The organism is Pseudomonas fluorescens, assembly GCF_041354075.1.
Taxonomy (GTDB): Bacteria; Pseudomonadota; Gammaproteobacteria; order Pseudomonadales; family Pseudomonadaceae; genus Aquipseudomonas; species Aquipseudomonas fluorescens_CE.
On sequence record NZ_JARZGC010000017.1, the window covers coordinates 98,890 to 123,222 of the forward strand.

At 62.1% G+C, this 24,333-nt stretch carries 18 protein-coding genes; 6 read left to right on the forward strand and 12 right to left on the reverse strand.

Going from position 1 to position 24,333, the window contains the following annotated elements:
- Window positions 1-86: 86 nt before the first annotated feature.
- Window positions 87-2,081: an alpha-1,4-glucan--maltose-1-phosphate maltosyltransferase gene (locus QIW53_RS20080; protein WP_371051374.1), complete on the reverse strand. Its 1,995-nt coding sequence runs from the start codon at window positions 2,079-2,081 to the stop codon at window positions 87-89.
- 222 nt (window positions 2,082-2,303) lie between these two features.
- Between QIW53_RS20080 and QIW53_RS20085 the strand changes: the two genes are divergently transcribed.
- Window positions 2,304-2,471, forward strand: a complete 168-nt coding sequence (locus QIW53_RS20085; RefSeq protein WP_371051375.1) for a hypothetical protein — start codon at window positions 2,304-2,306, stop codon at window positions 2,469-2,471.
- A gap of 471 nt (window positions 2,472-2,942) precedes the next feature.
- On the opposite strand, the gene QIW53_RS20090 is transcribed toward QIW53_RS20085, so the two are convergent.
- On the reverse strand, window positions 2,943-3,446 hold the full coding sequence (locus QIW53_RS20090; protein ID WP_371051376.1) for an MgtC/SapB family protein: 504 nt from the start codon (window positions 3,444-3,446) through the stop codon (window positions 2,943-2,945).
- A gap of 123 nt (window positions 3,447-3,569) precedes the next feature.
- Between QIW53_RS20090 and QIW53_RS20095 the strand changes: the two genes are divergently transcribed.
- The 3 genes from QIW53_RS20095 (at window position 3,570) to mapR (ending at window position 6,946) form a co-directional block, all read left to right on the forward strand.
- A complete protein-coding gene (locus tag QIW53_RS20095) occupies window positions 3,570-3,803 on the forward strand; it encodes a DUF3203 family protein (protein WP_371051377.1) in 234 nt (77 codons plus the stop codon).
- A 195-nt stretch (window positions 3,804-3,998) separates the two neighbouring features.
- Window positions 3,999-5,411 (forward strand): cytochrome c oxidase accessory protein CcoG, encoded by a 1,413-nt coding sequence (gene ccoG, locus QIW53_RS20100; protein WP_371051378.1) that lies wholly within the window; start codon window positions 3,999-4,001, stop codon window positions 5,409-5,411.
- A gap of 125 nt (window positions 5,412-5,536) precedes the next feature.
- On the forward strand, window positions 5,537-6,946 hold the full coding sequence (gene mapR / locus QIW53_RS20105) for a GntR family transcriptional regulator MpaR (protein ID WP_371051379.1): 1,410 nt from the start codon (window positions 5,537-5,539) through the stop codon (window positions 6,944-6,946).
- Window positions 6,947-7,058: 112 nt separating this feature from the next.
- On the opposite strand, the gene QIW53_RS20110 is transcribed toward mapR, so the two are convergent.
- From QIW53_RS20110 to tpx, 7 genes are all read right to left on the reverse strand, one after another.
- Entirely contained in the window at window positions 7,059-7,805 is a 747-nt protein-coding gene (locus tag QIW53_RS20110) for an SDR family oxidoreductase (protein WP_371051380.1), read from the reverse strand.
- 117 nt (window positions 7,806-7,922) lie between these two features.
- Window positions 7,923-10,004 (reverse strand): putative bifunctional diguanylate cyclase/phosphodiesterase, encoded by a 2,082-nt coding sequence (locus tag QIW53_RS20115; protein WP_371051381.1) that lies wholly within the window; start codon window positions 10,002-10,004, stop codon window positions 7,923-7,925.
- A 277-nt stretch (window positions 10,005-10,281) separates the two neighbouring features.
- On the reverse strand, window positions 10,282-11,751 hold the full coding sequence (locus tag QIW53_RS20120) for an efflux transporter outer membrane subunit (protein ID WP_371051382.1): 1,470 nt from the start codon (window positions 11,749-11,751) through the stop codon (window positions 10,282-10,284).
- Window positions 11,748-14,855, reverse strand: a complete 3,108-nt coding sequence (locus tag QIW53_RS20125) for an efflux RND transporter permease subunit (protein ID WP_371051383.1) — start codon at window positions 14,853-14,855, stop codon at window positions 11,748-11,750. The genes QIW53_RS20120 and QIW53_RS20125 overlap by 4 nt, the downstream gene beginning before the upstream one ends.
- Window positions 14,852-17,956 (reverse strand): MdtB/MuxB family multidrug efflux RND transporter permease subunit, encoded by a 3,105-nt coding sequence (locus QIW53_RS20130; protein ID WP_371051384.1) that lies wholly within the window; start codon window positions 17,954-17,956, stop codon window positions 14,852-14,854. Before QIW53_RS20130 ends, QIW53_RS20125 begins: the two co-directional genes overlap by 4 nt.
- Entirely contained in the window at window positions 17,953-19,269 is a 1,317-nt protein-coding gene (locus QIW53_RS20135; protein WP_371051385.1) for an MdtA/MuxA family multidrug efflux RND transporter periplasmic adaptor subunit, read from the reverse strand. The genes QIW53_RS20130 and QIW53_RS20135 overlap by 4 nt, the downstream gene beginning before the upstream one ends.
- Window positions 19,270-19,447: 178 nt before the next feature.
- Window positions 19,448-19,948 (reverse strand): thiol peroxidase, encoded by a 501-nt coding sequence (tpx, locus tag QIW53_RS20140; protein WP_192307879.1) that lies wholly within the window; start codon window positions 19,946-19,948, stop codon window positions 19,448-19,450.
- 272 nt (window positions 19,949-20,220) lie between these two features.
- Between tpx and QIW53_RS20145 the strand changes: the two genes are divergently transcribed.
- Window positions 20,221-20,592 (forward strand): YciI family protein, encoded by a 372-nt coding sequence (locus QIW53_RS20145; protein WP_371051386.1) that lies wholly within the window; start codon window positions 20,221-20,223, stop codon window positions 20,590-20,592.
- 112 nt (window positions 20,593-20,704) lie between these two features.
- Here the strand turns inward: QIW53_RS20145 and QIW53_RS20150 are convergent, their stop codons facing one another.
- From QIW53_RS20150 to QIW53_RS20160, 3 genes are all read right to left on the reverse strand, one after another.
- Window positions 20,705-21,376, reverse strand: coding sequence for a DUF3313 domain-containing protein (locus tag QIW53_RS20150; protein ID WP_371051387.1), 672 nt, complete (start codon window positions 21,374-21,376; stop codon window positions 20,705-20,707).
- Window positions 21,377-21,537: 161 nt separating this feature from the next.
- Entirely contained in the window at window positions 21,538-22,017 is a 480-nt protein-coding gene (locus QIW53_RS20155; RefSeq protein WP_371051388.1) for a DUF934 domain-containing protein, read from the reverse strand.
- A complete protein-coding gene (locus QIW53_RS20160; RefSeq protein WP_371051389.1) occupies window positions 22,014-23,687 on the reverse strand; it encodes a nitrite/sulfite reductase in 1,674 nt (557 codons plus the stop codon). Before QIW53_RS20160 ends, QIW53_RS20155 begins: the two co-directional genes overlap by 4 nt.
- A 302-nt stretch (window positions 23,688-23,989) precedes the next feature.
- Between QIW53_RS20160 and QIW53_RS20165 the strand changes: the two genes are divergently transcribed.
- Window positions 23,990-24,333 (forward strand): cbb3-type cytochrome c oxidase subunit I (locus QIW53_RS20165; protein WP_371051390.1); only part of this gene is annotated, 344 nt, incomplete at its 3' end.

Consider the following 24,333-nt stretch of genomic DNA (forward strand, 5'->3'; position numbering starts at 1 on the left):
TGCGATGGCGATCTTGCAGTGACCACTTGATTGACTGTCCTGCCGCCATCGCGGGCAAGCCCGCTCCTACAGGGGCCTTCAGCGCTTCAAGTAGTGATCCGCCAAATCCCGAACGGCTGGTGCGCCGGATCGATCCGCATGAACTGGTACTTGCCATGCCACGTCCAGCGATGGCCGTTCATCAGGTCTTCACCCTGGGTGCTGGCGTCGTCAGGCAGGCCCATCTCCCACAGCGGCAATTCGAAATTCGCCTCCTGGACGTTATGCGGATCGAGGCTGACGGCCACGAGAATGAAGTTGCTGCCATCGGCACTGCGCTTGCCGAAATACAGGATGTTGTCGTTCCAGGCGTTGTAGATCGTCAGCCCCAGATGCGTATGCAGCGCCGGGTTCTGCCGGCGGATGCGGTTGAGCTGGGCGATCTCGGCGATGATGTTGCCCGGCGCAGTGAAATCCCGTGGGCGAATCTCGTATTTCTCGGAGTCGAGGTATTCCTCCTTCCCCGGTACAGGCGCCGACTCGCAGAGTTCAAACCCCGAGTACATGCCCCAGAGCCCGGAGCCCATGGTCGCCAGCGCTGCGCGAATCAGGAAGCCGGCGCGCCCCGATTCATGCAGGAAGGCCGGATTGATGTCCGGCGTATTGACGAAGAAGTTCGGCCGGTAGCACTCGCGCCAAGGTGACTGGTTGAGCTCGGCGAAATAGGTCGCCAACTCATGCTTGGTGTTGCGCCAGGTGAAATAGGTGTAGCTCTGGGAATAACCAACCTTCCCCAGGCGCGCCATCATTGCGGGCGTAGTGAAAGCTTCGGCGAGGAAAATGACTTCTGGGTGCAGCGCCCGCACGTCAGCGATCAGCCATTGCCAGAACGGCAGCGGCTTGGTGTGAGGATTGTCGACACGAAAGATCTTCACGCCCTCCTCGACCCATCCCGCTACGATGTCGCGCAATTCGATCCAGAGGCTGGGGATCGCGTCGGCGGCATAGAAGTCGACGTTGACGATGTCCTGGTACTTTTTCGGCGGGTTCTCGGCGTATTTAATCGTGCCGTCCGGGCGCCAGTTGAACCAGCCCGGGTGCTGCTGCAGCCACGGGTGATCCTGGGAGCACTGGATGGCGAAATCGAGGGCGATTTCCAGCCCATGGGCGGCGGCCGCTTCCACCAGGCGACGGAAGTCCTCACGGCTGCCCAGTTGCGGGTGTATGGCCTCGTGACCGCCGTCGGGGCTGCCGATGGCATACGGGCTGCCCGGATCATCCGGGCCGGCGGTCAGCGAATTGTTCGGACCTTTACGGAAACTGCGGCCGATCGGGTGGATCGGCGGGAAGTACAGCACATCGAAGCCCATGTCCTGGATCATCGGCAGCCGTGAATGCACATCATTGAAGGTGCCATGACGGGCGGGGTCGTCGGTGATCGAGCGGGGAAACAACTCATACCAACTGGCGAACTCGGCAAGTTCGCGCTCGACGTCCAGCGGATACTCGGGACTGAAGCTCAAATAAGCGCGGTGATCGGCCTGGGCCATCAGGTCGGCGCTGCGCGGTTGCAGAAACAGCGCCACCTGCTCCATTTCGAGCAGTGCTGCCAGTTCATGGTGCAGCGCCGCCAGCGCTTCACTGAGTGGTCCGTCGGAGCGCTCGGCGGCGTGCTGGATCAACTGCCGGCCTTCCTGCAGCTCAAGACTCACCGGCACTCCGGCCGCATGCTTCTTTTCCAGCTCGTAGCAGAAGCTGGCGAACTGGTCGACCCAGGCCTCGATGCAGAACACATGGCGGCCCTGGCTCCTGACCCGAAAGCTGCCCCGCCAGCCGTTGTTGCCCAGGTCGGTCATGGATTCGCGTTGCCACGTCTCTTCGCCCTCGGCCTGCCAGCGCACCTGCACCGCCAGTTTGTCGTGGCCGTCGGCGAACACCTTGCTGGTGACCACCACTTCCTGCCCCGCCACGGCCTTGACGGCAAATTGCCCGCCGTCGAGGGTCGGCATGGTGTTCTCGATCGCGATGCGCGGCAGCAGCAACGCCTGCGACAGTGGGATATGAGCGTTGTAGTTCAGCTCAGTCGGTGTTTCGGCAGTCATCGAGCCTCTCTCCTGTACGCCCCATGGACGCTCTGGTGCAGGGCCACCGCTCGCGCACAAGCAACGGCCCCGGAATGAACACACTTAGGTTCCGAGCGACAGGCGCGGATAAAAGTTCAGGTCAATTAGCGGGAATCAAATCCGCTGCGCCGCAGTCAACCCATTTGAGTACGCAAACTACTTAAGCACGACTTACGCCATGTGCCACCGGAGGTAGTCATCATGAGTATTCCAATCCCGGCTGAAACGCCCGACCCGAACATCGACGCCCCGACCATTCCGCCGACCGACCCCGCGCCGATCCCGGAAAAAGAACCGCCCGGGTCCACCCCGCCACCGAGGGAAGAACCCCCGTCAACCATGCCGCCGGTGATCGTGGCGCCCGAGTGATGTCCCCTTGATGATCGTTCCCCGGCGAAGGCCGGGAACGATCTCACGCACAAAATGCACGAAGAATCCGACGAGTCTGTAGTCCCCCTCCTGTATTGAAAATCCTCCTCCGCCTGCCGCTTTACCCGGCTGCCCCGCCTGTTTTTCATAGGGGCTGTTTTTTCATAGTGGCTCTCCGTCAGCCGAAATCACGTCCGTGCGGGAATCACTCAGCGGCTGGCCCTATCGTGAAACTATTCAATTTCGAATTGCTGTTTTTCCTGCCCCAACGAGAAACCCGGGCGAAGACCTCACTCCAGCACGACAACGAGCAAAGCCAGAACATCGACTTCGCCAGGAACGAGTTGCCCCCCGAAACCTGTAGGAGCGAGCATGCTCGCGAACAATCTGAGGGCGCCGCGGGGCATCAGGAGCCCAAGGTCATCGTTCACGACCATCGCGAGCAGGCTCGCTCCCATATTCCCGACAACCCTACGAACCCTCCTTGTCCTTATCGAACATCGCCACAATCCTCGGCATCACACTGAACACCGCCAACGCCAGCAGCGTACTGAACACCGCCGTCGCCTCCCGGCCCAACCCGGCCGAGACGCCAATCGCGGCGGTCATCCACAGGCCCGCAGCGGTGGTCAGGCCCTTGACATGACCTTCGTCGCCTTCGTGGTTTTTCAGGATGGTGCCGGCGCCCAAAAAGCCGATACCGGCGATCACGCCCTGTACCACCCGACTCATGGCGTCTGCCTGGGCGCCCGCCGTCTGCGGCACCAGCACGAACAGCGCCGCGCCCAGCGCCACCAGCATGTGCGTGCGCACCCCGGCCGCCTTGCCCTTGTGCTCGCGCTCAAAACCGAGGATGGCGCCCAGCAGTGCGGCTATCAGTAATCTGACGGTAATCCGTGTCAGTTGCGCGGCATCGCCGATGTCGGCGAATTCCGCTTGCAGGGTCACCCATACCTCATGCCACCAGGCATCCATGACGCAATCCTTGTGATTGATAGATAGAGGATGGACCACACCGACCATTAATCAGTTGCACAGAACGAAGGCCGGCCGGTGTGCCCTAACGCCCTACAACCCCGCAGAAAAAAGGACAGAGCCATGACTGTGCGCATCGAAAACCAGACCTGTTTCTTCACCACCGAAAACGGCGAGGAAATTCGCCTCTGCCCTGATGTGGAAATCATCACTGACGGCGAAAAATCAATGTCGGCCGTCGATATCAATGGCCAGCGCATCTACATCACCGAAGCAGAAGCGGATGCATTGACCGTAGCAGGTGCGGTCGACGGCCGTCGGCACTTGAAGGCGACGGACAGTGATTCGGTGATTTGACTGACGCGCATCAACACAGCCTGCGGGCCGCTGATATACGCGCCCGCACGGCGATAAACCCGGTGCTTCAAGTTGTCGCAGGCAACCGTACCGCTTGCATCTGATCCGCTTTTTATTGAAATACCTGAGTCTGTTATGCAAACAGTTCGTCGCTCATAGTGACCCGGCCTGATGGAGGCTGATGAGCGAAAGACCATGAGCGAACTAATCCCCGTCCGAACCGTAGAAACCTTCGAGCCTTTGCGTCCAAAGATGAAGGCCAAGTCCACCGACACCCTGGTCCACACCCGCAGTTTCACCGGCAGGTTCCGCAATCTGCGCCTGCTCGGGGCCGGCTTCTTGTACCTGCTGTTCTTCGGCACGGTCTGGCTGAACTGGGGCGATCGCCAGGCCGTCCTCTGGGACCTTTCCGAAAGCAAGTTCCACATCTTCGGCGCAACGTTCTGGCCACAGGACTTCATCCTGTTGTCGGGTTTGCTGATCATTGCCGCATTCGGCCTGTTCGCAATCACCGTGTTTGCCGGTCGCGTGTGGTGCGGCTATACCTGCCCCCAGAGTTCCTGGACCTGGGTCTTCATGTGGTGCGAGAAAGTCATCGAAGGCGAGCGCAACCAGCGGATCAAGCTGAAGGCGGCGCCCTGGGGCCTGAACAAACTGCTCCGTCGCTCGGCCAAACACACGGCCTGGCTGGCGATCAGCCTGATGACCGGGCTGACCTTCGTCGGCTACTTCACCCCGATCCGCCCGCTGGCCGAAGAACTGCTGACCTTGCAGATCGGCGGCGTCAGCCTGTTCTGGGTGCTGTTCTTCACCGGCGCCACCTACCTCAATGCGGGCTGGTTGCGCGAAGCGGTGTGCATCCACATGTGCCCCTACGCACGATTCCAGAGTGTGATGTTCGACAAGGACACCCTGGCCATTTCCTACGACGTGGCCCGTGGCGAAAACCGGGGCCCGCGCAAACGCGAGGTCAAACCGGCCGAAGTGGGCCTTGGCGACTGCATCGATTGCCAGCTCTGCGTGCAGGTCTGCCCCACCGGCATCGACATCCGCGATGGCTTGCAGATGGAATGCATCGGTTGCGCCGCCTGCATCGACGCCTGTGATTCGATCATGGACAAGATGAACTACCCGCGCGGCCTGATCCGCTACACCTCCGAACAGGAACTGCAGGGCGGCAAGACGCACCTGCTGCGCCCACGCCTGATCGGCTACACCCTGGTGCTGGTGGCGATGATCGGCGCGCTGGTCCTGGCGCTGGTCGAACGGCCGATGGTGTCGCTGGACGTGACCAAGGACCGTGGCCTGTTCCGCGAGAACGGTCAGGGGCAGATCGAGAACATCTACAGCCTCAAGGTGATCAACAAGACCCAGCAACGTCAGGACTACCAACTGAGCCTGGTCGATGGCGACGGCTTCCAGCTGCAAGGCAGGACCGAGCTGAGCCTGGCTGCCGGGGAGATTGTCGATGTACCGGTGTCGGTGGCGATGACCACGGAACGCGCCGCCAGCAGTTCGCAAACCTTGAGTTTCAAAATTATCGACAGCGACGAGCCCGAGATCTACAGCGTGGCCAAAAGCAGGTTTGTTGCGCCGATGAATCGCTGATCCCTTAGACTGCGGTGCGCTCTATCGCGAGCAGACCCGCTTCCTCAAGGCGATCCTTGTGGGAGCGGGCTTGCCCGCGAAGAAGTCACCCGGATTATCTTGCATGCCACCCAGACGGGCCTTTGATGAAACGCTACGAAAAATTCGCCGATGACATTGCCGAACTGATCCGCTCCGGTGTCCTGGGGCCCGGCCAGCGCGTACCCTCGGTGCGTTATGCCAGCCAGACCTACGGCGTCAGCCCGTCCACGGTGTTCCAGGCCTACTACCTGCTGGAGCGCCGCGGTCTGATCCGCGCCCGCCCGCGCTCCGGTTACTTCGTCAACACCCATGCGCCAAGCCCGTTTTCCGAACCGGTGATCAGCAGCCAGGTCAACGAGTCCACCGAAGTCGACGTCAGCGAACTGGTGTTTTCGGTCCTCGACTCGATCAAGGACCCGACCACCGTGCCCTTCGGCTCGGCATTCCCCAGCCCGACCCTGTTCCCCCTGCAACGGCTGTCGCGTTCGCTGGCCAGCGCGACCCGGGACATGGACCCGCGCATGGTGGTCACCGACATGTCGCCGGGCAACCCGCAACTGCGGCGCCAGATCGCCCTGCGTTACATGGTCGGCGGCCTGATGCTGCCCATGGAAGAGTTGCTGATCACCAACGGCGCCCTGGAAGCGCTGAACCTGTGCCTGCAGGCCGTGACCGAGCCGGGCGACCTGGTGGCCATCGAAGCCCCGGCGTTCTACGCCTGCCTGCAGATTCTGGAGCGGTTGAAACTCAAAGCCGTGGAAATCCCCGTGCACCCGCGTGACGGCATCGACCTCGGCGTACTCGCGCAAACCCTGGAACGCCACCCGATCAAGGCCTGCTGGTGCATGACCAGCTTCCAGAACCCGATGGGCTCGACCATGCCCGAGGCGAAGAAACAGGAGCTGGTGGAACTGCTGCGCCAGCATCAGGTGCCGTTGATCGAAGACGATGTGTACGCCGAGCTCTATTATGGCCAGCAAGCGCCAAAACCGGCCAAGGCCTTCGACACCGAAGGGCTGGTGATGCACTGCGGTTCGTTCGCCAAGAGCCTGGCACCCGGTTATCGAGTGGGTTGGGTGGCAGCGGGACGTTATGCGCAGAAAATCGAACGGCTGAAACTCATGACCTCGCTGTGCGCGTCGATGCCGGCCCAGGCGGCGATCGCCGACTACCTGCAACACGGCGGCTATGACCGCCATCTGCGCAAGTTGCGTTATGCGCTTGAAGAACAACAGAGCGCGATGCTGGCGGCGATAGTCCGGTACTTTCCGGCAGAAACCCGGGTCAGCCAGCCGGCGGGCGGTTACTTCCTTTGGCTTGAGCTGCCGCCGCAGATGGATTCGTTGAAGCTGTTCCAGATGGCGCTGGCGCAGGGCATCAGCATTGCGCCAGGACCGATCTTTTCTCCGGCCCAGCGGTTCAGGAACTGTATTCGCCTGAATTACGGCAGCCCGTGGAACGAGGCGGCGGAAAAGGCGATGGAGACGTTGGGGCGGATTGTGCGGTCGTTTTGAGGTTTGCGTTCATCGCGAGCAGGCTCGCTCCCACTCTGCAGAACATCCAGAGTCAACGGTGGGAGCGAGCCTGCTCGCGATAACCCCAGGACAAACACAGGCAATCCTGGGACTAACGCCCGCCCCCCAAATCCACAAACGTCCCCGTCGCGTAGGAAGCCTTGTCCGACAACAGCCACACAATCGCCTCCGCCACTTCATCCGGCCGGCCGCCGCGTGCCATCGGGATCGCCGACTCCAGCTTGCTGACCCGATCCGGATCGCCGCTGAGCGCGTGGAAGTCGGTGTAGATGTAGCCAGGGCGCACGGCGTTGACGCGAATACCTTCGCCCGCCACCTCCTTGGACAGGCCCAGGGTGAAGGTGTCGAGTGCGCCTTTGGACGCGGCGTAATCCACGTACTCGTTCGGCGACCCCAGGCGCGCGGCGACCGAGGAGACGTTGACGATGCTGCCGCCCTGCCCGCCGTGCTTGGGCGACATGCGCAGGATGGCGTGCTTGGCGCAGAGGATCGGCGCAAGGACGTTGGTCTTGAGGGTTCTGAGGATGCGGAACTCGGACATTTCGTCGACCCGGGACTTTTGCCCCACAGTGCCCGCATTGTTGACCAATGCCGTGACCCGGCCCAGCTCGGCGTCGACCCGGTTGAACAGGGCAATCACTTCGTCTTCGTTGCTGACATCGGCACGTACCGCAATGGCCTGGGCGCCAAGAGCGCGGACTTGCTCCAGCACGCGATGCGCCGCCTCTTCATCGGACTGGTAGTTGATGCAGACCCGATAGCCCTGTTCGGCGGCCAGTTGTGCCGTGGCGGCACCGATACCGCGGCTGCCGCCGGTGATGACAATGACTTTGTCCATGCGAGCGTTTCCCCGTTCAAGCGTATGCAGTCGGGGCCAAGAATAACCGCCATTGGCCGGTTTTGCATGAGCTGTGGCAGCTTGCGCGCAGACGGACGATGACCCTGGCCGGCATTTTCAGCCTGCCGTCAGCCGCTCCGCCTGGACAATGTCCGACAGGAACCGCTCCGCCGGCAGCGGATGTCCCAGCAGGTAGCCTTGCAGCGAGTCGCAACCGAGCTGCGTCAGGAAATCCTGTTGCACGTCGGTTTCCACCCCTTCGGCGACGATTCGCAGGCCCAGCGCCTGACCCAGCGCGACAATCGCCGAAACGATGGCCGCATCGTCGCTGTCGCGCTCCAGGTCACGGACAAACCCGCGGTCGATCTTCAGCTCGTTGGCCGGCAGGCGCTTGAGGTACATCAGGCTTGAATAGCCGGTGCCAAAGTCGTCGATGGACAGATCGACGCCCATCTGCGACAGCTCGTTGAGCACCGTCATGCTGGCATCGGCGTCGCTCATGGCCGTGGTTTCGGTGATTTCCAGGGTCAGACAGTTGGCTGGCAGATGGTGCGTGGCCAGGGCCCTGGCCACGCTCTGAACCAGCCCTGCGTGGCAGAACTGCAGCGCGGACAGGTTCACGGCGATACGCCAATGGGTGTAGCCGAGCACAAACCACTCGCGCATCTGCCGACAGGCTTCGTTGAGCACCCAGTCGCCGATCGGAATGATCAGTCCGGTCTTCTCTGCCAGATCGATGAACTTGTCGGGCAACAACAGGCCGTGGGTCGGGTGTTCCCAACGCAACAAAGCCTCGGCGCCGACGGCGCGGCCGTTGCTGGCATCGAATTTGGGCTGGTAATGCAGCCTGAACTGCTGCTGATCCAGTGCGTTGCGCAGTTCCTGCAATAATTGCAGTTGTTTGCGCGCGTTGCTGTTCATCGAGGCATCGAAGAAGCTGTATCCGTTCTTCCCCGCCCCCTTGGCGTGATACATCGCCGCATCGGCGTTCATCAGCAATTCCTCGGCGCTGTGGCCATTGCCCGGATAAAGGGCGATGCCGACACTGGCGGATATCTGCAAGTCATGTTCGGCGACGCGGAACGAGCGCCCGACCAGCCCGACCTGGCGCTCGGCGAGACTCAGGGCGTCATGCTCACTCACCAACTGCACCAGCAAGACGAACTCATCGCCGCCAATGCGCGCCAGGGTGTCCTGGCTGCGCAAGTCCTCGCGCAGACGCAACGCCACTTCACGCAATAACAGATCGCCCATGTGGTGCCCGAACGCATCGTTGACCGGTTTGAACCCGTCCAGATCGATGAACATCAAGGCAAAACAGCCACCCTGCTCCGCCACCCTGGACATGGCCTGATCGATGCGATCGGCCAGCAAGATGCGGTTGGGCAGCCCGGTCAGGGTGTCGTGCAGGGCCAATTGGGTCAGTTCGCGGTTGGCCTCGGTCAACGAATGCGCCAGGTCGGCGGTACGAGCCTCCAGGCGCGCATCGAGAATCGAGGTGAGCAGCGCGATGCTCAACACCGCCAGCGTGGTCACCAGCACCAGTCCGTCCAGGCCCTTGCCACTCAGGCCGCTGGTGGCCGCGCCACAGAAACTGCCGTCGGGAAACTGCGCCGCCGCCATGGCCGTGTAATGCATGCCGACAATGGCAACGCCCATGACGATGGCCGCGCCGCCACGGATCAGGCTGACATAGGGCGTGTGCCTGCGCAGGCGGAAGGCGATCCACAACGCCGCACCCGATGCACCGACGGCGATGAGCAGGGACGCGGCGAACAACGTGGGGTCGTAATCGATGCCAGGCTGCATGCGCATCGCGGCCATGCCCGTGTAGTGCATCGCGCTGATGCCGGCCCCCATCACCAGGGCACCGAAGCCCAGTTGCCAGAGCGGCAATCGTGGCTGGCTGACCAGCCATAGCGCAAAACCACTGGACAGGATGGCGGTCAGCAGTGACAGGCCCGTCAACGTGATGTCGTAGCCAAGCTCGATCGGCAGATCGAACGCCAGCATGCCGATGAAGTGCATCGACCACACGCCAATCCCCATCGCAAAGGCGCCGCCAGCCGTCCAGAAGTGCACCGCCCGACCCTTGGCCGTGGCAATGCGCCCAGTCAGGTCGAGCGCCGTATAGGAGGCGAGAATCGCCACGAATAGCGAGATGACAACCAGCGAAGGGGAATAGCTACCGATGAGCATGGGTTTTCTCGAAACGACCCGACTGAATGCGTCCATGCCTGGCGGGAAAAGCGGCGATTGTACTGGTTGCGCAAAAGAACGCACGGACAAAATGGAGCAAAAGGCCAGCAAGCCGATGAAACGCTTGTTTGATCCATTTCAGAGCCGCCAATCGCGACCATGCGTAGGCCTTGTGGGAGCGAGCCTGCTCCGGCCGGCGCTCCGACGATAGCGGTGTATCAGTCCCTGGCGTTATGGCCTTGAAACCGCATCGCGAGCAGGCTCGCTCCCACAGCGTTTACAGGTCGGTATTGCCGTCCCAACCACCACCGAGCGCCGCGATCAATTGCACACTGGCGATCAACCGACTTTGCATCAGGTCGAGCATGCTGCGTTCGTTGTTCAACGCCGTGGCCTGAACCGCCACCACGTCCAGATAGGCAATCAGCCCGGCCTTGTACTGGTTCTGGGTCAGGCGCAGCGACTCACGCGCCGCATCCAGTGCTTGCTGGCGAACGCCGGTCTCGTCCTCCAGAACCTTGAGCTGGACCAGGTAGTTTTCCACCTCGCGAAAGCCGTCCAGCACGGTCTGGCGGTACTTGGCCACGGTTTCATCGTACGCCGCCTCGCTGCGGTCGACTTCCGCCGAGCGCTGACCGCCGTCGAACAGGGTCATCGCCAGTTGCGGGCCAACCGACCAGAAGCGGTTCGGCACGGTGAACAGATTGTTCGACGTACTGCTGCTGTACCCACCGTTCATGCTCAGGGTCAGGTCCGGATAATAAGCGGCCTTGGCCACACCGATGTTGGCGTTGGCCGCGATCACCGAGCGTTCGGCGGAGGCAATGTCCGGGCGGCGTTCCAGCAGCTGCGATGGCAGGCTCAGCGGTACTTCAGGCAACACCGGGATGTCCCGGCTTTCAGCCAGGGTGAACTCTGCAGGCGGCAGGCCGATCAGCACGGCGATGGCGTTCTCGAACTGGGCGCGTTGCCAGATCAGGTCGACCAGGTCCGCCTCGGTGCTCTTGAGCTGGGTTTGCGCCTGCGCCACCGCGTCCTTGCCGGAAACCCCGGCTCGATACTGGTTTTCGGTCATCTTCAGCGAGCGCTGATAGGCCTCGACCGTCGCTTGCAGCAGGCGTTTCTGCTCGTCGATCACCCGCAATTGCAGGTAGTTCTGCACCAGCTCCGACTGCTGACTCAACCGCATGGCCGCCAGATCGGCAAAACTGGCCTCGGCGTTGGCGGTGTCGGCCTCCAGTCCACGGCGCAATTTGCCCCAGATATCGGCTTCCCAACTGACCCCAGCCTGAGCGGTGTAAGTGTTGCGAATGCCGCTGGACGAACTGCTCAGGCTGGAGCTGCTGCTGCCGGTGCCCTGGCTGGAGCGGTTCTTGCCGACGGTCAGATCCACCGTGGGGAAAAACGCGCCCCGGGCGCTGCGGACCAGCGCCTGGGCCTGGCGGAATTGGGCTTCGGATTGCGCAACGGTCTGGTTGGCGCTGTTGAGCTTGTCGATCAGACCATTGAGCTGTTGATCGCCGTACAGCTCCCACCAGGCCCCGCGAGCCAGGGAGTCGCTCGGGGCGGCCTGTCGCCAGCCCGCCGCTTCCTTGTACTGCACCGGCGCGGCGGCGGTCGGGCGCTGGTAATCCGGGCCGATGGCGCAGGCACTGAGCAGCGCCACACACAACGACAGGCTCAGCAAACGCGAACCCCGGGCCATGAGCAGCGATGCGGACAGGTTGATAGGCGAACGGTCAGTCATAGCGGAGTTTCCAGGGCAGCATCAGTGCGCACGCCGCGCCAGCGGTTGAAGCGATGGCGCAGCTTGTCGAGATAGAGGTAGACCACCGGGGTGGTGTAAAGCGTCAGCACCTGGCTGAAGATCAGCCCGCCGATGATGGTCAGGCCCAGCGGCTGACGCATCTCCGCTCCTTCGGCACGGCCCAGCAACAGGGGCAATGCACCGAGGATGGCGGCCAGGGTTGTCATCAGGATCGGCCGCAGACGTTGCAGGCAGGCGCTGCGGATCGATTCCAGCGGGCCCAGCCCCTGATGTCGTTCGAGTTGCAAGGCCAGGTCGATCATCAAAATGGCGTTTTTCTTCACTACACCGATCAGCAGGAACAGCCCCAGCAGCGAGATCAGGCTGAACTCGGCCCCCAGCACGTAGATCGACAGCAGCGCACCGACCCCGGCCGATGGCAGGGTCGAGAGAATGGTCAGCGGATGAATGTAGCTTTCATACAGCACACCCAGCACCAGATACACCGCCAACAGCGCCCCCAGGATCATGAACGGCTGGCTCTTCTGCGTTGCGGCGAAGGCGTCGGCGGTGCCGGCCATCTTCACGATCACGTCTTCGGGCATGCCAAGCTGGGCGAGCGAGCGTTCGATCGCGGCCGTGCCCTGCTCCACCGTCACGCCTTCGGCCATGTCGAAGGAAATGCTCTCGGACGCAAACTGACCTTCGTGGCTGACACGGTCTTCTTCCAGGCTGCTTTCGTAATGGGCGATGGTCGACAGCGGGATCCGCGCACCGTCGGCGGTGATCACCTGGACCTGCTTGAGGGTGATCGGGTCCTGGGCGTACTTGGGATTGACCTCCATCACCACCTGGTACTGGTTGAGGCTGTCGTAGATCGTCGAAATCTGCCGCTGGCTGTAGGCGTTGTTGAGCACGGCCGTGACCATGTCCATGTCGACGCCCAGGCGCTTGGCCTGATCGCGGTCGACGATCAGCGTCACCTGCTGCGCGCCGCTGCCCTCCCGGGCATCGATAGCGGTCAGTTCCGGCAGGGCCCTGAGGGCCGCCACCACTTTCGGATACCACTTGCGCAGCTCGCTCAGGTCAGCACTCTGGATGATGTAGGAATACTGCGAGGTCGTCTGCTCACGGCCGCCCCCGAACTGCAAGTCCTGGTCCGCCATCAGCATCAACTGAGCGCCGGGCACCTTGGGCATTTCCTTGCGCATACGCTCGATGACCTTTTGCGCGGAAAGCCCGCGTTCCTGGATCGGCTTCAGGCGCACCAGCATGAAAGCATTGTTGGTACCGTTGCTGCCACCGATGAAGCCGGCGACGCTTTGCACTGCGTCGTCCTTGAGCACGGCACGACGGAAAATTTCCATCTTCGGCTGCATGACACTGAAGGACAGGCCGTCGTCCCCGCGCACGAAACCGATCAGTTGCCCCGTGTCCTGTTGCGGCATGAATGTTTTAGGAACAACCACATACAGCGCGATGTTCACCCCAACTGTCACCAATAGGCTGAGCAACGTCAGGCGTCGATGGCGCAGCACCCAGTCGAGGCTGGTGGCGTATTTGCCGACCATCCATTCGTTGGTGCGCTGGCTCCAGCGTTGCAGGCGATTTTCCTGCCCCGGTGTGTGCGGCTTGAGCCAACGTGCGCACAACATCGGGGTCAGAGTCAGGGACACCACCAGCGACACCACGATGGCCGCTGCCAGGGTGATGGAAAACTCACGGAACAGGCTCTCGATGATCCCGCCCATGAACAGGATCGAGAGGAACACTGCCACCAGCGACACGTTCATCGACAGCAGCGTGAAACCGACTTCCTGCGCCCCCAGGTAGGCGGCCTTCATCGGGCGCACACCGGCGTCGATATGCCGGGAAATGTTCTCCAGCACCACGATGGCATCGTCCACCACCAGCCCGGTGGCGAGAATCAGCGCCATCAACGACAGGTTGTTCAGGGAAAAGCCGTAGAGGTACATCACCGCAAAGGTGCCCACCAGCGAGACGGGCACCGCCAGGGTCGGGATCAGCGAGGCGCGGAAGTTGCCGAGGAACAGGAACACCACCAGGATCACCAGGGCCACGGCGATCAGCAGGGTCATTTCCGCTTCGTGCAGCGTCGCCTTGATCACCGGCGAGCGGTCCATGGCCAGGTTCAGCTTGACGCTGGCGGGCAGTACGGCCTGCAAGGCTGGGAGCTGGGCCTTGATTTCGTTGACCGTCTCGATGATGTTGGCGCCGGCCTGTCGGTTGATCACCAACAGGACAGCCGCATCGTCGTTGAAGAAACCGCTGTTGTAGCGGTCCTCGACGCCGTCGCTGACCTTGGCCACATCCTTCAGGCGCAGCGCTGCGCCGTCCGCGTAGTGAATGATCAGCGACTCGTAATCCTTGGCTTTTTCCAGTTGATCGTTGGCCTGCACCTGCCACAGCCGCTCGCCGTCTTCGACCGACCCCTTGGGGCGACGCACGTTGGCGTTGGCGATGGTGTTGCGCACATCGTCCAGCGCTACGCCGTACTGGTTCAGCGCCTGGGGCTCGAGCTCGATGCGCACGGCGGGCAAGGAGCTGCCGCCGATCTGTACTTCACCGACACCCTGCACCTGGGACAGGCTCTGGGACAGGATCGTCGAGGCCAGATCGTACAGCTGGCCCTTTTGCAGCACCTCCGAGGTCAGCGACAACACCATGATCGGCGCCTGGGACGGGTTGACCTTCTTGTAGGTCGGCATGCTGCGCATCCCGCTGGGCAGCAGGTTACGCGAAGCATTGATCGCCGCCTGCACTTCCCGCGCCGCGCCGTTGATGTCGCGGTCGAGATCGAACTGCAGGATCACCCGGGTCGAGCCCTGGCTGGATCGGCTGCTCATGGTATTGACGCCCGAGATGGCGCCAAAGGAGCGTTCCAGCGGCGTGGCCACGGTCGAGGCCATCACTTCCGGGCTGGCCCCGGGCAAACTGGCCTGGACCACGATCACCGGGAAATCCATTTGTGGCAGCGGCGAGACGGGCAACAGGCCGAAGCTCACGCCGCCGAGCAGCATGATCGCCAGGCTCAACAGCAAGGTGGCGACCGGGCGCTTGATGAAAGGTCCGGAGAGGTTCATGGCTGCTCGACCGCTTCCACCGGCTCGGATGGACGGCCCCAACGCCGACCGAGACGGTCGAAGTACAGGTAAATCACGGGTGTGGTGAACAGGGTCAGCACCTGGCTCACCAGCAAGCCCCCCACCATCACCAGGCCCAGGGGTTGACGCAGCTCGGCCCCGGAGCCGGTGGCGAGCATCAACGGCACGGCACCGAACAAGGCCGCCAGCGTGGTCATCAGGATCGGCCGGAAACGCAGCAGCGCCGCCTGATAGATGGCGGTTTGCGGGTCCATGCCCTGGTTACGCTCGGCGTCGAGGGCGAAGTCGATCATCATGATCGCGTTCTTCTTCACGATACCGATCAGCAGGATGATGCCGATGATTGCGATCATGCCCAGGTCATTGCCGCTCAACAGCAGGGCCAGCAAGGCGCCGACCGCGGCCGAGGGCAAGGTCGAGAGGATGGTGATCGGGTGGATGTAGCTTTCGTACAGCACGCCCAGCACGATGTACATGGTCACCACCGCCGCCAGGATCAGCAGCAAGGTGCTCGACAGGGACGCCTGGAACGCCTGCGCCGCGCCCTGGAACTGGGTCTGCACGCCGACTGGCATGCCGATGTCCTGCTGCACCTGTTCGATGACTTGCACCGCATGCCCCAGCGCCACGCCAGGCGCCAGGTTGAAGGACATCATGACCGCCGGAAACTGGCCGATATGGGTGATCGCCAGTTGCGCCTGCCGCTCTTCGATGTGCGCCAGGCTGGACAGGCGTACCTGCCCGCCATCGGTGGTCTTGACGTGAATCTGGTTCAGCGCGTCCGGGCCGATTTTCTCGCCCGATTGCGATTGCAGCACCACGCGGTACTGGCTGGCCTGGGTGTAGATGGTGGAAATCTGCCGCTGGCCGAAAGCGTCATACAGGGCATCGGTGATATTCGCCACCGACACCCCGACCCGCGAAGCGGCATCACGGTCGATCACCAGATAGACCTGCAATCCCTTGTCCTGCAAATCGCTGGCGACGTCGGCCAGCTCCGGGCGCTCGCCCAGGGCTTCGACCAGACGGCCGCTCCACAGGCTGAGCAACTCGGCATCCGGCGATGACATGCTGAACTGGTACTGCGTACGGCTGACGCGGTCTTCGATGGTCAGGTCCTGCACCGGCTGCATGAACAGGCGAATACCCACCAGTTTGTCCACTTCCGGTTGCAGGCGGGCAATCACCTCGGAGGCACTGAGGTCACGATTGCCATGGGATTTGAGGTTGATCAACAGGCGACCGCTGTTGAGGGTCGAGTTGTCGCCATCGACACCGATGTAGGACGACAGGCTCTCGACGGCCGGGTCGGCGAGGACCACCTTGGCCAGCGCCTGCTGGCGCTCGCTCATCGCCGCAAAGGAGATCGACTGGGGCGCTTCGGAGATGCCCTGGATGACCCCGGTGTCCTGGACCGGAAAGAAGCCCTTGGGCACCACCAGGTACAGGAACACGGTCAACGCCAGCGTGCCGACAGCCACCAGCAATGTCAGCGGCTGGTGCTTGAGAACCCACGTCAACTTGCGCCCGTAAGCCTCGATCATCCAATCAATGACCGCACCGCTGGCCCGATAGAAACGGCCCTGCTCTTCCTCTCTGGGTTCACGCTTGAGCAACCGCGCGCACATCATCGGCGTCAGGGTCAGGGACACCACCAGGGAAATCAGGATCGCCACCGCCAGGGTGATCGCGAACTCGCGAAACAGACGCCCTACCACATCGGCCATGAACAGCAGCGGAATCAGTACGGCAATCAGCGACAGCGTCAGGGACACCAGGGTGAAGCCAATCTGTTTCGCGCCCTTGAGCGCCGCATTCAGCGGACTGTCGCCCTCTTCGATGAAGCGGGAAATGTTCTCCAGCATCACGATCGCATCGTCCACCACGAAACCGGTGGCGATGGTCAGGGCCATCAGGGTCAGGTTGTTGACCGAGAAACCGGCGAGGTACATCACACCAAAGGTGCCAATCAGCGAGAGCGGCACCGCCACCGACGGAATGATCGTCGCGCTGGCCCGGCGCAGGAACAGAAAGGTCACCATCACCACCAGGGCAATGGCGATCAGCAATTCGTGCTGGACATCGGTCACGGAGGCACGAATGGTCTGGGTGCGGTCGGTGAGGACGGTGACCTCGAGGCCGGCCGGCAGGTTATCGGTGATGCTCGGCAGCAAGGCCTTGATCCGGTCGACCACCTCGATGACGTTGGCGCCCGGCTGACGCTGGATGTTGAGCAACACCGCCTGGCTTTCATTGGCCCAGGCGGCGAGACGTTCGTTTTCGGCGCCGTCGGCGATTTCCGCCACATCCTTGAGTCGCAAGGGCGCGCCATTGCTGTAGGCCAGGATCAGGTTGGCGTAGTCTGCGGGCGAGGTCAGTTGATCGTTGGCATCGAGCATCGAGACCCGCGTCGGGCCGTCGAAGTTGCCCTTGGGCTGGTTGACGTTCGAGGCGCCGACCAGCGTGCGCACGTCCGACAGGTTCAGCCCGGCCGCCGCCAGGGCTTCGGGGTTGACCTTGATCCGTACCGCCTGGCGCTGACCACCGGAAATACTGACCATGCCGACGCCGCTGATCTGGGCGATTTTCTGCGCCATGCGCGTGTCGACCAGGTCATTGAGTTTGGGCATCAACATGGTCTTGGAAGTGATCGCCAGCGTCAGTACCGGGGTGTCGGCCGGGTTGACCTTGTTGTACACCGGCGGCGCCGGCAGGTCCTTGGGCAGCAGGTTGGTCGCGGCGTTGATCGCGGCTTGCACTTCCTGCTCGGCGACGTCCATGTTGATGTCGAGGCTGAACCGCAGGGTCAGCACCGAGGCGCCGCCGGAACTGGTCGAGGCCATCTGGGTCAGGCCCGGCATCTGCCCGAACTGACGTTCCAGCGGTGCCGTCACCGCGCTGGTCATCACGTCCGGGCTGGCGCCGGGATAAAGCGTCATCACGCGGATGGTCGGGTAGTCGACCTGGGGCAAGGCCGACACCGGCAACAGGCGGTAGGCGATCAGGCCGGCCAGGACAATGGCCAGCATGCTCAGGGTGGTGGCTACCGGGCGAAGGATGAACAGCCGCGAGAGATTCATGCGCCGCCCTTTTTCGCCTTGTCGGTGGTGACCGGCTCAGTCGTGCTGGCCGCCGACTTGCCCTGCAGGTGCCCGGTCGGCGAGGTCGGTACGTCCTTGGTGTCGTTGACCACTTCCACTTCGCTGCCTTCCTTGAGGCGATCGGTGCCTTCCAGGACGACGCGTTCACCCGCCTTCAGGCCCTCGATGACAACGGTGTTCTCGCCATCGCTGGCGCCAACCTTCAACGGGCGGATCGTGACTTTCTTGTCACCGTCCATCGCATAGACGAACGTGCCGTTGGTGCCGAACTGAATGGCTGCCGCCGGAGCCAGCACCACGTCTTTCAGGGTGTCGGCCAGCAAGTGGACGTTGACGAACTGGTTGGGGAACAGCGCCTGGTCGCGGTTTTCGTAGCGCGCCTTGAATTTCAGGGTGCCGGTGGCGACATCGATCTGGTTATCGAGACTTTGCAACACGCCGGTGGCCTGTAATTTGGCGTCGCCACGGTCCCAGGCTTCAGCGGGCAGCCTGGCGCCGCTGCGATAGCGTTCCAGCACCACGTCAAGGCTGTTCTCGGGCAAGGTGAAGGCCACACTGATCGGCTGGGTCTGGGTGATGATCGCCAGCGCCGTGGTGTCGTTGGCGGCGACCAGGTTGCCGACGTCGAGCTGACGCAGGCCGACGCGACCGGCAATCGGTGCGCGGATGCGGGTGAATTCGAGATTGAGCTTGGCGTCGTTGACCGCCGCCTGGTTGGTCTTGACCGTGCCCTGGTATTGGCCGACCAATGCTTCGGCGGTGTCCAGGGTCTGCTTGGCGATGCTGTCTTCGCGATACAAACCGCGATAACGCTCGACGTCGACCTGGGCGTTTTTCAGTTGTGCCTGATTCTGCAGCAAGGTGCCTTCGGCCTGCAGCAAGGCGTTCTGGTAGGGACGCGGGTCGATTTCCGCCAGCAGGTCGCCCGCCTTGACCATCTGCCCCTCTTCGAACGACACCTTGATCAGTTCGCCGCCCACGCGGCTGCGCACATTGATGGTGTTCAACGCCGTCACCGTGCCCAGCGCCCGGTAATACAACGGGAAATCGCCCTTGACCGCCGGCGCCACACGCACCGGCACCGCCCCGGCAGCGCCACCGAAGCCGGGCCGCATCCCGCCGGCGCGCCCCGTATGGCCCACCGCGGCTTTCTGCCCTGCCCCTTCTTTGGGTGCAGCACCACCGGGCCAGAATTTCCAGCACAGGGCAGCGATGACCAACAGGACGAGCAGGCCGAACAGCCAGCGACGAGGACTACGGGAAGCGGAGGATTGCATGGAGTGACCAACCATTGGGCGCGTGGGCTTTTTCTACAGGAGGCTGAACGATAAGCACTGGCGGGTAATTAGCAAAGCGCCTTTACCGGCAATTTACCTTCGGCTTACGTATCAGGAGAGTTATCTAAGGGACTGAAGCACAAATGAAAACGGCCTGAACAGGAGCAGGCCGTTAACAATTGTAAGCGATTGCTTATTTCAGAACGGCGAGTGCGGCGTCGTAGTTCGGCTCCTGACCGATTTCACTGACCAGCTCGCTGTGCAGCACGTTGTCGTTTTCGTCCAGCACCACCACGGCGCGGGCAGTCAGGCCCTTGAGCGGACCGTCAGCGATGGCCACGCCATAGTTCTCGATGAACTCGGCGCCACGCAGCGTCGACAGGTTCTGCACGTTGTCCAGGCCTTCGGCACCGCAGAAGCGCGCCTGGGCGAACGGCAGGTCGGCGGAGATGCACAGCACCACGGTGTTGGCAACATCGTTGGCCTGGGCATTGAACTTGCGCACCGAGGTCGCGCAGGTCGGGGTGTCGACGCTTGGGAAGATGTTCAGCACTTTGCGCTTGCCGGCGAAGCTCGCCAGGGTGACGTCGGACAGATTGCCGGCAACCAGGGAAAAGGCTGGCGCCTTGGAACCGGCTTGAGGCAGTTGGCCGTTGACTTGAACCGGGTTGCCTTTAAGAGTGACTTGAGCCATGAACGGAGTCCTTCTGCACGTTGTTGTAGAGAATTTTGAAGAGCCGGAAGTTAACCACGAAACGGGCCGACGACCTACCGGCAGATACAAATTGTGAACACTCTGCTCAACCTTGCGGGATTGGCTTCAGATTCAACGCGCCTCAAAGCCCCGGCGACCTGACACATCACCACCTGAGAGCGTGGGAAATTGAAATATTGCCGGCGTTGTCGATCTGGCCGCACGCCAATCGACCATAGGGCGAATCATCCCCATCCAGCGGAGACACCACCATGCGATTCATGATCATCATAAAAGCCAGCGCCGATTCCGAAGCCGGCCTCATGCCCAGTGCCGAGTTGCTGACCGCCATGGGTCACTACAACGAAGAATTGTCCAGGGCCGGTGTCCTCATCGGTGGCGAAGGCCTGCAACCCAGCAGCAAGGGCGCGCGCGTGCGCTTCAACGGCGACAAACGTAGCGTCATCGACGGCCCGTTCGCCGAGACCAAGGAGCTGATTGCCGGTTACTGGCTGTGGGAAGTGAAGTCCAGGGAGGAAGCCATCGAATGGGTCATGCGCTGCCCCAATCCCATGCCGGGAACCGATGCCGAAATCGAGATTCGCGAGGTGGGTTGTTGCGGGGCCCAGCCTGATCGTTCCTGATAGAGAACGCTCGCTCTCGCGAGCCGTCGATCTCTTCGTACACTTTCATGTGTTGACTGAAGATCAACGGCGGGAGCGAGCCTGCTGGCGAAGCCTCCTCAGCTCAACCGCATCACTTGGATTTCAGCTTCAGGTACGACTGGTGCAAATCGGAAGCCCAGCCATCAATCACGCCTTTCACGTCATCGGCCTTCATCACCTGCGAATCGTTTTCCAGCGGCTTGCCGGTGCCTTTGCGCACCACCTGCGCCAACACATGGTTGTTGCCGCCATCGAGGAACACCGCTTCGGTGGCCAGGTCGGTTTCCTGGTCGCGAATGCCGCTGGCGGTACTCACCGCCGCCGCCACCAGCGCGATCGGAATCACTTCATAAGGCTTCAGGCCTTCGGTCTTGCTGCTGACAGCGGTGATTGCCGCCCGCACCACGATCACACCCGGCCCGGGACCGGACGCCAGTGGCAGGGATTTAACGATTTCACGCTTGAGCGCCTGATCGTAATAACTGGTGATGCCGTTCAAGGTGGCCTGCGGAATCTTCACCGTTGGTTGAGGCTTGGGGTACAACTGGGTTGGCTCGACGTACACGCTTTTGTATTTGTCGATGTCCAGCTTCGGATCGATCCAGCGCATCACCACCGCACCCGACGGCGACTTGGCCTCCTTGAGCTGGCTGTAATCCTTGAGGAACCCGGAATACTGGTCCGGCTCGACGGTCTTGCTGGCGCAGCCCACCACGCCGATCGAGGCGATGCAGACGGTGCTCACTATCAAGGCCAGCTTCATGCGGTAACTCCTGTAGGCGGTCGACGACAGTTGGAGAACGGTGTAACAGGTATAGCCAATGCCGCAGGTTTTGCCTTGGAAAATCACCGTCAATTGAAAGACTCCGGACCCTGTAAGAGCGAGCCTGCTCGCAATAGGGCCAACTCAGCCCACGAAGGTGTCTAGCGCCTGCGAAACAACGGCCTCGGCTCAATCACCGAGCGCCCATACAACACGCTCATCCCCGCCAATCCCTTGAGCGCGTCTTCGGCGGACTTGTCTTCGCGCACGGCAAAACTGTCGAAGCCGCATTGACGCATATGGCTGAGCTGATCGCGCAGAACGTCGCCGATGGCGCGCAGTTCGCCGGTCCAGCCCAGGCGGGTGCGCAGCAGGTACGCTTGGCTGTAGGCACGGCCATCACGGAAACTCGGAAAGTCCAGGGCGATCAATGGCAGCGTGTCGAACCAGGGTTTGATTCGTTCCACCTCGTCATCCGGCCCCAGCCACACGGCCTGCCGTTGCGGGTCCTGCAGCCAGCTCTCTAGCGGCAATATCAGCGGACCGGCGGGGCGAGCGACCTCGGGCTCGCGGACCAGCGTCCACGGATCATCGCTGACCCTGCGCGCCTCACCCGCGTGCAGTCGCAACAGGTTGTTCATGCAGACGCCTCCAGCACTTTCGGATACACCACTTCCTTGAACGGCTCCAGGCCGATGCGCTGCAAGGTGTCGACGAACAGCTCCTCGCTTTCGCGGTAGCGCACGAAGGTTTCGATGATGCGTTCGATCACACCGGGCACTTCACTGGCACTGAAGGACGGGCCGATGACCTTGCCCAATGCGCTGTCCTTGCCTTGCGCACCGCCGAGGGTGATCTGGTACCACTCGCTGCCGTTTTTATCGACGCCAAGAATGCCGATGTTGCCGATGTGGTGGTGACCACAGGCATTCATGCACCCGGAAATGTTCAGGCTGATGTCACCCAGGTCATGCAGGTAATCCAGGTCTTCGAAGCGCGCCTGGATGCCTTGGGCAATCGGGATCGACTTGGCATTGGCCAGGGCACAGAAATCGCCGCCGGGGCAGGCAATGATGTCGGTGAGCAAACCGGCATTGGCACTGCCCAGACCCTGTTCACAGGCCAGTGTCCACACATCGAACAGCTTGGCTTTAGGCACATCCGGCAGGACGATGTTCTGTTCATGGGCGATGCGAATCTCGCCGAACCCGAACTGCTCGGACCACGCCGCCACGGCCTCCATCTGCTGCGCAGTCACGTCGCCCGGCGGTGCGGCGGCCCCGGGTTTGGTCGACAGCACCACGCTGGCGTAGCCCGGCACCTTGTGCGGCTGCACGTTGCGCGTCACCCAACGGGCAAAGGCCGGGTTCTCGGCCATTCGCGTGCCGAACGCCAGGTCGGTGTCGGCCAACGCCTGGTAATCCGGCGGCAGAAAGGCGCTGGCGACCCGTTCATACTCTTCGTCGGTGAGCTGGGCCGGGCCGTCCTTGAGGTATTGCCACTCCTCCTCCACTTCCTTGGAAAAGGCTTCGATTCCCAGCGCCTTGACCAGGATCTTGATCCGCGCCTTGTATTTGTTGTCCCGCCGCCCGTGACGGTTGTAGACCCGCAGCACCGCTTCGACGTAGGACAGCAAGTGGTGCCACGGCAGCCCTTCACGAATCTGCAGCCCGAGGATCGGTGTGCGCCCCAGGCCGCCGCCGACCATGACCCGCAACAGCATTTGCCCGTAGCTGCCGCGATACAGGTAAAGCCCGATGTCATGCATCATGATGGCCGCGCGATCCTGCTCGGCGGAACAGATGGCGATCTTGAACTTGCGCGGCAGGAACAGGAATTCCGGATTGATGGTCGACCACTGCCGGAGGATTTCCGCCAGTGGACGCGGGTCGATCAACTCGTCTGCCGCCACCCCGGCAAAGGCTTCAGTGGTGATGTTGCGCACGCAGTTGCCCGAGGTCTGGATCGCATGCATGTTCACCTCGGCCAGGCGTTCGAGGATCTGCGGGACCTGATCGAGTTCGATCCAGTTGAACTGCAGGTTCTGCCGGGTGGTGAAATGGCCGTAGCCACGATCGTAATCCCGGGCGATGCTCGCCAGCGTGCGCATCTGCCGCGCATCGAGCGTCCCATAGGGGATCGCCACGCGCAGCATGTACGCGTGTTTTTGCAGGTACAGGCCGTTCTGCAGGCGCAACGGCAGGAATTCCTCTTCGCTCAACTCGCCGGCCCGGTAGCGCTCGACCTGGTCGCGAAACTGCGCAACCCGCTCGAACACCAGGGCGCGGTCATAGTCGTCATATTGATACATCTGGCTGCCTCATCAGGGTTCTTCGAGCCTTCGTCGTTGCACAGGGATTGCGTCGGCAATCGGGCTCCGTGGCTCGGTTCGAGAGGGCAACTATGTACCTGGGGCCGAATACATTACAGATTCACTTGAATGTTAAAAAACAGGATCAGCGCCAGCCACCTTCATGCTGCTTGGGCGGGTTATCTGATCCGCATAAATGAAGATTCACTGAGTCTGTTTTGTTTACACAGAGGTTTCTACAGTGCACGGGCATGCCAGTCCGGGTGGCCTGGCAAGACTTTGCAACCGTGGAAGCATTGACCATGAGCACAGCAACAATCGGACAGGCCTACAACTACAAGGTCGTCCGCCAATTCGTCATCGCGACCGTGTTCTGGGGCGTGGTGGGGATGGCAATGGGGGTGTGGATCGCCTCGCAACTGGTGTGGCCCGAGATGAACCTCGACCTGCCCTGGACCACCTTCGGCCGCCTGCGGCCGCTGCACACCAGCCTGGTGATCTTCGGCTTCGCCGGCAGCGCCCAGTTCGCCGCCAGTTACTACGCCGTGCAGCGCACCTGCCAGGTGCGCCTGTACTCCGACACCCTCGCCGCCTTCACCTTCTGGGGCTGGCAATCGGTGATCGTGATCATGCTGGTCACCCTGCC